General features: G+C 34.2%; 11 protein-coding genes. 10 read left to right on the top strand and 1 reads right to left on the bottom strand.

Annotated elements, in window-relative coordinates; genetic code table 11:
* The first annotated feature begins 51 nt into the window (after positions 1-51).
* The 9 genes from H0Z36_RS02500 to H0Z36_RS02460 all read left to right on the top strand — a co-directional run bounded on the left by H0Z36_RS02500 (position 52) and on the right by H0Z36_RS02460 (position 11,035).
* Positions 52-1,194 (top strand): trypsin-like peptidase domain-containing protein, encoded by a 1,143-nt coding sequence (locus H0Z36_RS02500; protein WP_296863598.1) that lies wholly within the window; start codon positions 52-54, stop codon positions 1,192-1,194.
* A gap of 111 nt (positions 1,195-1,305) precedes the next feature.
* Complete coding sequence (locus tag H0Z36_RS02495; RefSeq protein ID WP_296863596.1) at positions 1,306-2,403, top strand: 6-phosphofructokinase; 1,098 nt, start codon at positions 1,306-1,308, stop codon at positions 2,401-2,403.
* A gap of 41 nt (positions 2,404-2,444) precedes the next feature.
* Positions 2,445-3,320, top strand: a complete 876-nt coding sequence (locus tag H0Z36_RS02490; RefSeq protein ID WP_296863855.1) for a 3-hydroxyacyl-CoA dehydrogenase NAD-binding domain-containing protein — start codon at positions 2,445-2,447, stop codon at positions 3,318-3,320.
* Entirely contained in the window at positions 3,317-4,147 is an 831-nt protein-coding gene (locus H0Z36_RS02485; protein ID WP_296863594.1) for a PH domain-containing protein, read from the top strand. The genes H0Z36_RS02490 and H0Z36_RS02485 overlap by 4 nt, the downstream gene beginning before the upstream one ends.
* A gap of 208 nt (positions 4,148-4,355) precedes the next feature.
* Complete coding sequence (gene ychF / locus H0Z36_RS02480; protein ID WP_296863592.1) at positions 4,356-5,396, top strand: redox-regulated ATPase YchF; 1,041 nt, start codon at positions 4,356-4,358, stop codon at positions 5,394-5,396.
* A 12-nt stretch (positions 5,397-5,408) separates the two neighbouring features.
* Positions 5,409-6,767 (top strand): Trk system potassium transporter TrkA, encoded by a 1,359-nt coding sequence (trkA, locus tag H0Z36_RS02475; protein WP_296863589.1) that lies wholly within the window; start codon positions 5,409-5,411, stop codon positions 6,765-6,767.
* Complete coding sequence (locus H0Z36_RS02470) at positions 6,761-8,200, top strand: TrkH family potassium uptake protein (protein WP_296863587.1); 1,440 nt, start codon at positions 6,761-6,763, stop codon at positions 8,198-8,200. The genes trkA and H0Z36_RS02470 overlap by 7 nt, the downstream gene beginning before the upstream one ends.
* A 325-nt stretch (positions 8,201-8,525) precedes the next feature.
* Positions 8,526-9,473, top strand: a complete 948-nt coding sequence (locus H0Z36_RS02465; RefSeq protein WP_296863584.1) for a YheC/YheD family protein — start codon at positions 8,526-8,528, stop codon at positions 9,471-9,473.
* A gap of 2 nt (positions 9,474-9,475) precedes the next feature.
* On the top strand, positions 9,476-11,035 hold the full coding sequence (locus H0Z36_RS02460) for a hypothetical protein (RefSeq protein WP_296863582.1): 1,560 nt from the start codon (positions 9,476-9,478) through the stop codon (positions 11,033-11,035).
* A 5-nt stretch (positions 11,036-11,040) separates the two neighbouring features.
* On the opposite strand, the gene H0Z36_RS02455 is transcribed toward H0Z36_RS02460, so the two are convergent.
* Positions 11,041-12,021 carry a succinylglutamate desuccinylase/aspartoacylase family protein gene (locus H0Z36_RS02455; RefSeq protein ID WP_296863580.1) on the bottom strand — a complete coding sequence of 327 codons (981 nt, stop codon included), beginning with the start codon at positions 12,019-12,021 and terminating at the stop codon, positions 11,041-11,043.
* Between the two features lie 419 nt (positions 12,022-12,440).
* Here H0Z36_RS02455 and H0Z36_RS02450 point away from each other — a divergent pair, with 419 nt between their 5' ends.
* The gene (locus H0Z36_RS02450; protein ID WP_296863578.1) at positions 12,441-13,394 is read left to right on the top strand and encodes a LysR family transcriptional regulator; all 954 of its coding nucleotides are present in this window, start codon (positions 12,441-12,443) and stop codon (positions 13,392-13,394) included.
* Positions 13,395-13,422: the final 28 nt, after the last annotated feature.

The following is a 13,422-nucleotide window of genomic DNA, read 5'->3' as shown; positions in this document are numbered from 1 at the left end:
CCTGAAATGCTATATTATTTATGTAATATAATGGTTAAAGGGGTGATAATTATGTTTAAAAATAAAAATTTTAACAGTTTAGTTAAACTCGTTCTGGTTATATTGATAGTAGCAATAGCTGGAGGCATAATTTTAGCCAAGGTTAATTATCCTGTTGTCAGCGTCCAGCATAATGATACTGCTGCAGCTAAGGAAACCTCTGTTTCACCGGTTATAATAGGGCCAACCAATATAGCAGACATGGTAGAAAAAGTAAGTCCTTCAGTGGTAAATATTGAAACCACTGTAATCAGCAACAGTTTTCCCAATAATCCTTTCTTTAATGATCCGTTTTTCAGAGAATTTTTTGGCAATGAATTTGATATTCCCAAACAAAATGTTCAGAAAGGGATTGGGACAGGATTCATAATTAATGAAGATGGATATGTCCTAACTAACCAACACGTAATTGATAAGGCAAATGAAATAATAGTTAATGTGAAAGGTAAAGAATATAAAGCTAAAGTAGTAGGGCAAGACTATGAAATGGATCTGGCAGTTCTTAAGATTGAAGGCAAAGAAAAGTTTATTCCTTTAAAAATGGGCGATTCAAATAAAATAAGAGCAGGAGAATGGGTAATAGCCATAGGAAATCCGTATGGCTTAGATCATACAGTTACTGCTGGTGTAGTAAGTGCTAAAGGAAGACCATTATCAATTGAAGGAAGGGTATATAAAAACCTTATTCAAACTGATGCAGCTATAAATCCCGGAAATAGCGGAGGACCTCTTTTAAATACTAAAGGCGAAGTAATTGGTATTAACACCGCGGTCAATGCCCAGGCTCAAGGAATAGGATTTGCTATTCCAATCAACACTGCCAAGGAAGTCCTGCAGGAATTAATACAAAAAGGCAAAGTTATCAGACCTTATATGGGAGTTTATCTGCAAACAGTAGACAAAGAAATTGCCAGTTATTTTAATATTGAACCTAAAGGAGCAATTATTGTCGGTATAGTTGAAGATAGTCCAGCAGCAAAAGCAAAGTTGCGCAAATATGATGTGATAATAAGCATAGACAAGCAAAAGGTAGAAACCAGTGAAGATGTTCAGCAGATATTAAGCAAAAAAAAGGTAAATGATAAAATAATGTTGGAAATAATAAGAGAGGGAAAAACTATATTGGTACCACTTCAGCTGGCAGAAAAACCTTAATAATTAACAGGAGTTTAATTTTGCCTGGCGAATAAAATAATAATTACTTTAGGGTGGGGAAAATCCCACCTTGTTTATTATTTATTCTTTTGAAAAGGGGGAAAGCACATAGTGAAGCATAATAAAAAGGGACTTGGAATTTTAACTGGAGGCGGAGATTGTCCCGGACTTAATGCTGTGATTCGTGCTATAACTAAAACAGCTATTAATGTCTATGATTATGAGGTGATTGGTTTCATAGATGGCTTCAAGGGTCTGGTAGAGAATCAGTATATTACTCTTGACATGGAAACTGTTTCAGGAATTGCACATACAGGGGGGACTATTTTAGGGACTACCAACCGGGATAATCCATTTCGCTATATAACCGGAGGAACTCCTGAAAAGCCTGAGTTTACTGATCAATCTGACCGTGCAATTGAAAATATTAAAAGACTAGGATTAGAAGGGTTGATAATAATTGGGGGGGACGGAAGTTTAAATATTGCCCAAAAGTTTTTTGAAAAAGGGGTTCCAATTGTAGGAGTTCCTAAAACTATTGACAACGATTTATCAGCTACAGATGTAACGTTTGGATTTAATACGGCAGTAGATACCGCTTCAGAGGCATTAGATCGCCTGCACACTACTGCAGAATCGCATCATCGGGTTATGATTTTAGAGGTTATGGGAAGATATGCAGGCTGGATAGCTCTTCATGCCGGCATTTCCGGGGGAGCTGATGTAATACTTATTCCAGAAATCCCTTATGATATTAATAAAGTTGTCAATAAAATCATGCAGAGATATCGCCTTAACAAGAAATTCAGTATAGTAGTAGTGGCAGAAGGAGCAAGGGCTAAAGACGGCGAAATGGTAATACAAAAAATGGTACCTGCAAGCCATGATCCAATAAGACTCGGCGGCATAGGACATAAGGTAGCTGAAGAAATAGAAAAGCTGGCAGGTGTAGAAACCAGAGTAACTGTTCTTGGACATTTGCAGCGTGGAGGATCTCCCGTCCCTTATGACCGCATATTAGCTACCCGTTATGGAGTGGCTGCTATGGATGCCTTTGCCCGCGGTGAATTTGGCTCTATGGTAAGTCTTAAAGGAACTGAGATTGTTACAGTTCCCCTTGTTGAAGCGATTAAAAAGCTGCGAAAAGTTCCTCTAGATTCTGATCTCATTCATGCTGCAAAATCAGTCGGCATCAGTTTTGGTGACTGAGATATCTTATCTTTTAGTCTAGGGAGGCACGTTTTATGGAAATAAAAAAAGTAGCTGTTTTAGGTGCAGGAGTAATGGGAGCAGGTATAGCCCAGGTGGCAGCTCAAGGGGGATATTCTGTAATTTTACGTGATTTGCAGATTTCCCTGGCCCAGGAAGGATTAAAAACTATTGAAAAGAATCTGGAGAAAATGATTGCCGAAGGTTTTATAGATTTTAAAGTTAAAAATGATATTATAAACCGAATTACTCCGACTACAGATTTAGCACAGATTTATGATGCAGACTTAGTAATTGAAGCAGTAGTAGAAAATATAGCAGTAAAAAAACAAATATTTGCTGAACTTGACAACAGGTGTAAAGAACATACCATTTTAGCTACCAATACCTCATCTTTATCCATAACTGAAATTGCTTCTGCTACCAAAAGACCAGAAAAAGTAGTAGGAATGCATTTTTTTAATCCTGTTTCCGCTATAAAACTGGTAGAAATTGTAAAGGGCATGGAGACAGATGAAAGGACAGTGGAAATAGCATCTCAGTTCGTTGAAAAAATCGGAAAGGAAAAGGTTGTTATAAACCGCGAAAGTCCTGGATTTATTGTTAATCGTATACTCATCCCTTATATAAATGAAGCAATTTTTATTTATGGAGAAGGTTTAGCTGAAAAAGAGGAGATCGATTTAGCAATGAAACTAGGTGCAGGTATGCCGATCGGTCCCTTAGAATTGGCTGATATAATTGGACTTGATACCCTATATTCAGTTATTATAAGTTTCTATAATGAATTCAGGGATACCAAGTACCGTCCGCATCCTTTATTAGCTACTATGGTAAGAGCAGGTTATCTAGGTAAAAAATCTGGGCGCGGTTTTTATGTATATAACTTTAATACCGGGGGGGAGACAAAAAAATGAACTTTAATGTTAATAAAACAGCAGGATTTTATTTGGGAAGTATTGCTGGCTTTCTGATTTTAGGATTTTGTATTTGGGGCATAAATTTTTCACTCGGCAATGATGATCAAACTTTAAAAACCATGCTTTTAATTCCTGCTTTTATCTTTTTAGGCATATTTATTGTTGTAGTTTTAAGCGGTCTGTTTATGGGGTACAGCATGGATGATAATGGAATCCAAATAAGATGGGGATTCAGAAAAAAGTATATAATGTGGAACGAAATTGAGCACATCATAAAAGTAGAAGGAAGGAGCAATTTTTTTTCGATTTTTGGTATCAGCTGGCCAGGATATGTTGTAGGCTTATACAACATAAAAGGATTAGGTCCAGTAAGAATGTATGCTACTCATCCTGAAAAGGGATTTTTATATTTAAAGACTTCCAAAGGATTTTATGGGATAACCCCTCGAAATGTTGCGGAAACTGCAAAATTTATCGGAGAAAAGGCAGCTAAAAACATAGAATATTTTGATATGAATGAAATGCCTGAAGAGGTTAAAGGTAAAATTGCCACCGAAGACCGTTCTTATCGTTTATTGTATACATTAAATATTATTCTTTTACTTACATATGCTTTATATTTAGCTCTTTTCTTCCCTGGCACAGGAGCATCAAAATTTATCATCCTTCTGCTGGTTTTGGCAATCGGACTTTTCTTTTTTAATACTTCTAATGCATCAAGGCTTTTTCAATTTAGTCCCAATGGTGGTTATACTCTTTTAATATTAGGTATAATAGTAACAGGAACCTTTTTTATACTTTCACTGGTTGAAATAACCTTGTAACTTAACATAAACAGTGCTATATATTTATTCATCAGGCAGATTTACATGAGTGTTCTGCCTTAATTTTTGCAAATATAGTTGCTTTTAATTTACTTAATATATATTATGTAAACTTCCTCAATTTTAATAAAAAACAGCTACTAGCATTTTAATAAACAAAAATATATAATTATTTTTGATTATCATGGAGCAGAGAGGTTGGATAAGTATGCAGCTTGGAATAATTGGACTTTCTATGGCAGGAAAAACAACTATATTTGAACTACTTACTGAAACTTTTGACAAACAGCTTAATATAGGTAAGACTAATACATCTATGGCAAAAATACCGGATAATAGAGTAGATTTTTTGTCAAATTTATTTAAACCTAAAAAAACTACCTATGCCCAGCTTGAGATTGTTGATATTCCTGGTTTAATTCCTGGAGGAGATAAATCAGCAACTGTTTTTTTAGATGCGGTCAGAAAAGCAGATGCACTCTTACATGTAGTTCGTGCTTATGAAGATGATATAGACCCGATAAAAGATATTGAAACCGTAAATTATGAACTTTTATTAGCAGATTTGGATTTAATTGAAAAGCGTATTGAAAGAATAAACAGTAATAAAAAGAAGAATCAAATGCAAAAGGAACTTATGCTTTTAGAAAAGCTTAAAAAAGCATTAGAAGAAGAAAAACCATTATCATCAGTAGAAATAGATGAAGAAGAGAAAGATATAATAAGCAATTATCAGTTTTTGACAACTAAACCTATGCTTATTTGCTTGAATGTTGATGAAAGTGTCCTAAATGGAGCATCTTATAAAGACAGGGAAAAATTAAAAGCATACCTTCATGAATTAGGAATTCCGATGCTCGAAGTTTCCGCAAAAATAGAGCAGGAAATCAGTCAGCTTAACGATGAGGAAAAAGAAATTTTTATGCAGGAAATGGGTTTAACTGAACCAGGAATAGTAAAAATTGCCCGCAGCATGTATGAAAGATTAGGTCTTATTTCCTTTTTTACTGTAGGGGAAGATGAAGTTAAAGCATGGACGATTGAAAAAGGTACCACTGCTAAAAAAGCAGCAGGAAAAATCCACTCTGACATTGAACGCGGCTTCATAAGAGCAGAAGTAATTGATTATGAAGCATTGCATGAATTTAAGAGTATTGCAACTGTGAAAGAAAAAGGATTATTTCGTTTAGAAGGTAAAGATTATATAGTTAAAGATGGAGATATAATTCATTTTAGATTTAATGTTTAGGTGGGTAGAAAGATGAAATCCATAATTATAGGTGCAGGAAAAGTTGGATTTAGCATTGCACAGCTTCTCTCCATGGAGGATCAGGATGTAGTAGTCATTGAACAGGATGAAGAAAGAGTAAAGCTAATAGAAGAAACTTTAGATGTTCAGGTAATTCAGGGAAGTGGTGCCTCTTGGAGTGTTCTAGAAAGTGCTGGAGTAAAATCAGCTGAAATGCTGGTAGCAGTTACTGAATATGATGAACTTAATATGATTGCCTGCTTGTTAGCTAAACAGTATGGAGTTAAAACTACTATTGCAAGGGTTCGCAATCCCGAATATGTAGAAACACCTCATTTTTCACCGGAATCTTTACTTGGGATTGATCTTATAATAAACCCTGAAAGAGTAACGGCTGAAGAAATTGCTAAAATTATAAAGAACCCTGAGGTATTAGATATTGAATATTATGCCGACGGAAAGGTTCAACTGGTTGAGTTTGTAGTTCCCGATAATTCCCCGGCGATAAATATGAAACTTAAAGATTTAGACACTTCAAAATATGTTATTGTTTCTATTGCAAGAAAACATAAAATGATTGTTCCGAGCGGTGATGATGTTATTAAGGCGGGAGACCATGTCTATCTTATGGCTAATACTGCTGATATGCCCGATGTTTTAAAATCTCTGGGCATTTATCGCAGAAAGATAGAACATGTTACTATTTTGGGAGCAGGACGCACAGGCTGTTACCTGGCCCATATAATTGAAAAAGAAAAACTTCCTGTTAATATTAAGATTGTTGAAAAAGATGAAAAAAGGGCTCGCGAAATATCGGCCAAACTTAAATACAGCCTGGTAATTCATGGAGATGGAAGCGATCTTGATCTCTTGGAAAATGAAAATATAGGTCAATCTGATCTTTTCGTAGCTGTTACTGATGATGACAAAATAAATCTTTTATCCTGCTTGATTGCCAAAAACCTGGGAGTTAAAAAAACTATTGCCAAGATAAAACGGGCGGATATTATGCCTCTTATGGAACAAATAGGCATTGATATCGTCCTAAGCCCCCGCATATTAACAGCTGGTGCCATACTTAAATATATACGCAAAGGAAATGTAGTTTCTGTAACAGTCCTAGGTGATGAGAGAGCAGAACTTTTGGAGTTCTATGTGCAGCCCGGTTCATTTGCGGTTGGAAAACAACTTAGAAAAATAAAATTCCCCAATGGCTCGGTTGTTGGTGCTATTGTAAGAAATGGCAAGGTAATAATTCCCGATGGGAACAGTAAAATTCAACCTGATGACCAGTTAATGGTATTCAGTTTGCCTCGCAGTATCCATAAAGTAGAAAAATTATTTATTAATGGAGGCAAAGGGCTTTGGTAAGAAAAGAAGTCATATTAAACTATATTGGGAAAATATTAATAATAATCGGAATCTCAATGCTTACCGCAATAATATGGGCTGTTTATTATAATGAAAATGAGATTTGGTCTATTTTAATTTCATCAGCCATCACCATTGCAACCGGCTTGGTATTAAGTTTTATATACCGCAATAACAATGAACTAAATTACCGTGAAGGTTTTGCAGTAGTTAGTTTAGGATGGCTTTCAGCTTCGCTTTTTGGATCGTTACCTTTTGTTTTCAGCGGGTATTTTCCAACTTTTGCCGATGCCTTTTTCGAAACAATATCCGGATTTACTACTACTGGTGCAAGTGTACTTAAAGACATTGAGGCACTGCCTTACAGCCTTCTTTTTTGGCGCAGCCTGACCCAATGGTTAGGCGGTATGGGTATTATGGCCCTATTTATAGCCATAATTGTAAGTATGGGGGTAAGAGCCAATCAAATATTCAGAGCGGAGGTTCCCGGGCCTATATCAGAAAAAATAAGCCCCCGCATAAGAGAAACCGCCAAGCTTTTATGGATTACCTATGTAATTATAAGTGCAGTTTTGTTTATTTTGCTCTCAACCTTTGGTATGAACATTTTTGATGCTATGTGTCATACCTTTACTACCATGGCAACAGGCGGATTTTCTACTAAAAATCAGAGCATAGCATTTTATAGTCCTGTAATTCAATGGATAATAATAATTTTTATGTTTATAGCAGGAGCTAATTTTTCTCTATATTATTTTGCATTTAAAAACCGAACCTTGAAAAATTTTTACTATAATACAGAATTTAGGTTTTATGTATATATCGTTTTGGGAGCAGCATTTCTAGTTTTTATAGCTTTAAACCATTATTCAGGAATGGAGGAGAGAATTAGAACTACATTGTTCCAAGTAATTTCCATATTAACAACTACCGGTTTTGCTACTTCTGACTATGAAAAATGGGGAAGTTTGGGACAAACTGTTATCCTTCTGCTGATGTTTATCGGTGGATGTGCCGGATCTACAGCAGGTAATGTAAAAGTAGGTCGCTACATTATTATATTGAAAAGAGCCAAAATCGAATTAGAACAGATGTTGCATCCCAAAGCTTTAATATCATTGCGCTTTGGTGATAAAGTCCTGAGCAATTCTTTAATTATAAATGTATTGCAATACTTTTTTCTGTATATATTTTTGATTTTTACCGGTACTTTAATATTGGGAAGCATGGGAGTAGATATCCTGACTTCATTTACTGCCTGCGTATCTTGCATGGGTAATATAGGTCCCGGTTTTGGAATGGTAGGGCCAGTCGAAAATTATGCGGATATACCTTATATAGGAAAATATGTATTGAGTATATTGATGCTTTTGGGACGTTTAGAGATATATCCAGCGTTGATATTATTTATGCCTAAATACTGGAAAGAGTAATATCTTACCGGCCTTTTAAGGCCGGTTTCTTTTTGAATATTTAATCTAAGACACCTACTTTATTTGAAGTTCATATTATGAATTAAACCTGTTTTAAAGGAGAAAGCAAATGTCTGACAAAGAATCAATAGCTGAAAAGCGGCCATTTTCAGTTTCCGTAGGAATCCTTATCACCTCTAACAACAAAAAAATGTTTTATCCGCAAGGTAAGTCAGCTCGTCTTCACAAAGAAATGATTTTACATGCCAGAAAAAAAAATATACTGGTATTTTTTTTCTATCCACAAAATATTTACTGGAAATCCCGGAAAATCAGAGGGTTTACCTTGGATAAAAAAGATAAATGGGTGCAAAAAAAATTTGATTTTCCGGACATTGTATATAATCGTCTATCTTATAGAAGTGAAGAGAAAAAAGTTCAGGTTCAAAATACATTGAACAAATTACAGCAAAAAAATATGTTTCTTTTTAATACACGATTTTTAAATAAATGGGAAGTCCATCAGGCATTAAAAAATAATCCTGAAATTGCATCTTATTTGCCTCGGACTTCTGTTTTTTCCAAATCTGCCTTATATGAATTTATAAACACATATGATGAGGTTTTTTTAAAACCTCATAACAGCAGCAGAGGTAAGGGAATTATTAAAATAATAAAAAAACCCGGAAAACAGCTGGTCTTTGCATCTGTTGAAAGTAAGCCCTTGGTTTGGATTAAATGCAAATCGTTTGAAAATTTATATCATAGATTACAGGTATATATCCCTTATCCTAAATATTATCTATTGCAACAAGGTATAAATTTAGCCAAATTCCAAAAAAGGATATTTGATTTAAGGATGCAAGTGCAAAAAGACGGAAATGGAAAGTGGGTTTTAACTGGAATAGGCGTGCGCGTAGCTGCTCCTAACCGTTTTGTAACTCATATTCCAAACGGAGGAAAAGCTGCACCTTTTGAGGAAGTGATAAACGAAGTCTTTAGGAACCGAAAAGAACATATAGAAAAGATAAAAAGACAAATAAGAATCATCTGCAAAGTTGTTCCTGAAACTTTAGAAAAACATTTAGGTATTAATCTGGCTATTATTTCTCTTGACGTAGGTATAGATATAAATGGTGATCTTTACATTTTTGAAGTAAATTCCAAACCTGCCAGTTTTGATGAGGAAGATATACGAAAACGACATCTCGAATTACTTACCGATTATTTTATTTTTGTTGTCAGTCAAAAGCTGAGCAATAATATGGATTATGAAGTAAAAAGGAAGGTTTAAAAATGAATCTGGTATTTTTTTATTCTAAAAATGAAACAGGAGAAGCTTTAAAAAAGATTATCGGTGAAGAATTAGAAGATGTTAATTCAAGAGATATAGAGATAGAAAAAACTGACTATCTGCAGATTAACATTTATGACCAAAATTCGACCTGTAAATTAATAATAAATTCTCCCGAAGCTATAGTTAATACCCAGAAAGAAAAAATGAGTAAAATTTTAAAACTTAATAACATACCATTTTCTTATGAAAATATTGATAAAGCAAATCGCATATATGAAATAGTAGTGTGCGATTTTAATATTATATCCATCAAAGCAAAAAACACCTCCAAAACCAAAAAGAACGTGGAATTCATTCGCGAAGGAAATAATCCCAAAATAGCGGAAATGGCACGCAAGACTCTTTATATCCTAGGACTGGATATTGGTAAGGTTTATATAATATTGAATGCCAGGCGTCAATATAAAGTAACTTCAGTAGATCCTTCACCTATCTTGCGCCAAAAAGAATTAAACGCAGTAAAAGCCTATATCAAAAAAATATATAATATAGATGATTATGTACAAAAAAGGGAAGTAAAAATAGGAGCAGACCCTGAATTTTTATTGATCAATTCTAAAAACCAAAAAATAGTGGCTGCTTCAAATTTTTTTCCCCGTGAAGGAGTAGTCGGCTGTGATAACATTCGTATGCCTAACCGGCAGCAGCGTCCCATAGCGGAAATAAGACCTAAACCAAGTTTCTCTCCGTTAGAGCTTACCCATAATATAAAAGAAGCCTTGATAGCAGCCAATAAATTAGCCCCTCACAAAAATATAAAGTGGTTAGCTGGCAGCCAGCCGGCTAATGAATACTCAACAGGGGGACATATCCATTTTAGCAATACAGAACTTAATTTTAAGCTTTTGCGTGCTTTGGATAATTACTTGGGTATAATAGGCTTTTTATTAGAAAATCCAGTCCCAGCAGCCAAAAGGAGAAAAAAATATGGTTTCATCGGTGATGTTAGAAAAAAAGAACACGGGGGCTTCGAGTATCGCACTTTAGGGAGCTGGCTTATTTCTCCTCAGATAACTCTTGCCATTTTATGTTTGGCTAAAATAGTAGCCAGCAAATATCCTTATTTGTCCATGAACTACTTTTGCTCCATTGAAGCACAAAAAGCCTTTTATAACGGAGAACAGGAACGTTTAAAAATATATTTTAAATATTTATGGAACGATATTAAAAACACAGATATATATTTTCTTTATTGTGAACACCTGCAAATAATTCCGGAAATGATTGAAAAAAACACAAACTGGGATGAAAAAATAGATATTAGAAAAGCATGGAGTATATCGATTAAAAAGACAGTGAAAACAAGTAAATCAAACCTTAATATAAACCGAGCTAAAGGAAATACTTCTGCTAACAGGCAGATAACCAGAATCAGTCAAATTTCCATAAATAGCAGAAATTCTAATTCCCAGACTACTAGAAGAAGAAATATCCCCCGGAGGGTCAACAATACCTTGCCGGTAAGAATTAACCCCTCCGGGAGAATAACGCGACATTGAAAAACTTATTTCATTCCCAACTCTTTAAGTAATATCTCAGCTGCTTTTTTATGATAATCTATTCTAAGAGTTAAATCCTGCTTTTGTGAAGTCTCAAATATAAAACTGTTTACTCCTAAAAACTCCGCACTAGCTCTAGCCAAGCTTCCCCTGACCGGATAACGAAGCAGTGTAAACTGTCTATAAGAACTGCTAATGTTTGCATTTATTGTTTTAACTATTTTTTTGCTGATATTTTTTGTAGCTGTATTAGGATAATATATAAGAGTTTGTCCTACTGAGTCAGTTGAGGAATTTTTATAAAAATCATATCCTTCATGCATATCCATAAGCCAATCAACCTTATAATCTTGGACAGTTTTATAAATAGCTCTCGCTAAAGTGCCGCTTCCATATGAAGAACTTCGAACTGGGAAAGATCGGTTTAAGTCACCTTCACTTTTAACATATCTCTTATTAATTGCTATAGCTTGTTTATTTGCGCGCGGTAGAACTAATAAAGTTCCACGGTTTATTTTCCAATTTTTAATTTCTTCCGCCGCCTTATAGCCCGCAGCTTCATTGCCATGAATTCCACCGACGATCATTACAGTAGGCCCCGGATTTGTGCTGCGAATAATATAAAGTTCAGTTGCCCATTTAGTTCCTTCCGCTATCACTTGGACCTCTGCTGTTTGAGAAGAGGCATGATTTTCTAATGTAGTTTTTTGCGAAGTATTTACAGTATTATCAGTTGGCACTTTTGAAGTTACGGTATAATATGTATAACTGCGTCCGTTGATGGTAATAGTCACCGGATTATATGCATTATGTACAGAATAAGGATTAAATGAATCATATGTAGTTACCGTCCAGTTTACAGGTCCTGAATAAGTTACTGTAGCTGCATTTAACGCATCCAAATATGGGGGAGAGAATAATAAAGACATTAATGTTAAAAAAGTTGTACAGATAAATCGTCGTTTAAAGCTGCTTACCTTTTTCATAACTGATCATTCCTTTCCTGATTTATTATTTTTTTTTATAAATAAGTAAGCAACTTCAAGTTTCGACAAATAATAGTAAAATCCTTCTTATTTTTCAAGGAAAAATATGTATATACTTATTGAACTGCTAAAAAAATTTTTTGAATTTTTTTGAAAAATTGTCTTGACTGTATTTATTTTTTTGATACCCTGTATTAGGGATATTTTTGTTACATGAAGACATAATTTCATAAATATATTTGTTTTTGAATTTTTGTTTAAGTATTATTGTGTAAAAAAATAAAAATAAAATGACAATGTAGATTTTTCTTGTTAACTATTAACAATTCTGAATATTTGATATAATAATAGTAAATTACTTTTTTTATATACAAAATCGGACAAAAATAAACATTTAATAAACCAAACGGGGTGAAGCTATGAATATTGAGCAATTTGAAATTTTTAGAACTATTGCTCAGGTTAAAAGTTTTACTAGGGCTGCTAAAATACTCAACTTTACTCAACCGGCTATAAGTTCACAAATTAAGTCATTAGAACAATATTATAATGTTGAGTTATTTGAACGCGGAAGCAGCGGTGTAAAACTTACTGAAGCTGGTAAAAAATTTTATGAATATGGGGAAAAAATTTTAGCTTTATTTCAGGAAATGGAAAGTGAAATTGCCAAAATAAGCGGGTCAACCAAGGAATTTATCAGAGTAGGTGCGAGTAATTCCCCGGGCAATTATTTTCTTCCGCAGACTATTAAATTTTTTAAAGAAAAGCATCCAAATGCTTACATAAGAGTAAACATAGGCCATTCTTTCGAAATTATTGAAGCATTAAAAGAAAGGACTCTTGATATAGGTGTAGTAGAAGGCGATATGTCTAACAGTTCAGATCTTGAAAGACATAAAGTTTCAAGCAACAAACTTGTTCTGATAGCTCCCCCCAATTCAAAATGGAGCAAAGTAAAAAATATCACAGTTGAACAATTGATGTCTGAACCTTTTATTACCCGCGAAGAAGAATCGACCTTGAGGTATTTATTTAATTCTTATCTCAAAACAATTGGCTATAAATTGGATGATATGAACATTGTAATGGAAATAACCAACTGGGAAGCTATTAAAGAAGCCGTTATGCGTAATGTAGGCTTAGCAATAATCCCTTATCCGGTGGTAGAAAGAGAACTAAAAGAAGGAAAATTACATGAAATAAATTTAGAAGGAGAAAATCTGCAGCTAAGCTGGGATGTTGAAGTTGTTATACGAAGTGGTGAAATTCTAACTGGGTTAAAAAAGGAACTATTTGAATTTTTAATTTCACCCCATACAATATGGAAGGCAGAAGCTGAACTCGTTGCTAAAAACAAAATGCGTTTTATATAAAATCTTTCATATTTTAATTACGTTAAAT

The organism is Thermosyntropha sp., from assembly GCF_017656155.1.
Lineage (GTDB): Bacteria > Bacillota > Syntrophomonadia > Syntrophomonadales > Syntrophomonadaceae > Thermosyntropha.
This window is presented reverse-complemented; position numbering and strand designations above follow the sequence as displayed.

Excerpts from the sequence above, each read along its gene's own strand:
- H0Z36_RS02455 (WP_296863580.1), bottom strand. The coding sequence starts at position 12,021 with ATGAAAAAGGTAAGCAGCTTTAAACGACGATTTATCTGTACAACTTTT.
- trkA (WP_296863589.1), top strand. The coding sequence starts at position 5,409 with ATGAAATCCATAATTATAGGTGCAGGAAAAGTTGGATTTAGCATTGCA.
- H0Z36_RS02485 (WP_296863594.1), top strand. The coding sequence starts at position 3,317 with ATGAACTTTAATGTTAATAAAACAGCAGGATTTTATTTGGGAAGTATT.
- ychF (WP_296863592.1), top strand. The coding sequence starts at position 4,356 with ATGCAGCTTGGAATAATTGGACTTTCTATGGCAGGAAAAACAACTATA.
- H0Z36_RS02460 (WP_296863582.1), top strand. The coding sequence starts at position 9,476 with ATGAATCTGGTATTTTTTTATTCTAAAAATGAAACAGGAGAAGCTTTA.
- H0Z36_RS02450 (WP_296863578.1), top strand. The coding sequence starts at position 12,441 with ATGAATATTGAGCAATTTGAAATTTTTAGAACTATTGCTCAGGTTAAA.
- H0Z36_RS02500 (WP_296863598.1), top strand. The coding sequence starts at position 52 with ATGTTTAAAAATAAAAATTTTAACAGTTTAGTTAAACTCGTTCTGGTT.